Origin of the sequence: Pelomicrobium sp. G1, from assembly GCF_051905455.1 — a bacterium.
In the GTDB taxonomy this organism is placed as follows: domain Bacteria; phylum Pseudomonadota; class Gammaproteobacteria; order Burkholderiales; family UBA6910; genus Pelomicrobium.
This window is the reverse complement of record NZ_JBQACR010000517.1, coordinates 1-244: the sequence shown is the minus strand read 5'-3', so window position 1 is coordinate 244 and position 244 is coordinate 1. Positions and strand designations below refer to the sequence as shown.

Here is a 244-nt window from a genome sequence, read left to right as displayed (position 1 = left end):
AGCGCCGGCGCCTGACGAGGCGCTGCGGCTGCGCGCGGAATTCTACCTGTGCCTGGCGCGGGCGTTCCTTCCACCCGGGAACGAGGCCGATTTCCGCGCCCTGACCGCGTTCCTGGCCGACGATCTGGGGGACCTGGCGCGGCGCCTGGACTATCCGATCGCCGACGAGCTGTCCGAATTCCGGGCGGCGGCCTCGGTGCTGGCGGACCCGCTTTGCCTGCTCCAAACCTACGCGGCCTTGTTC

1 protein-coding gene is annotated in these 244 nt (G+C 70.9%); it reads left to right on the top strand.

Annotation, left to right across the window (positions count from 1 at the left end; genetic code table 11):
* Positions 1–244 (top strand): hypothetical protein (locus ACTFO6_RS19445; RefSeq protein ID WP_439935955.1); only part of this gene is annotated, 244 nt, incomplete at both ends.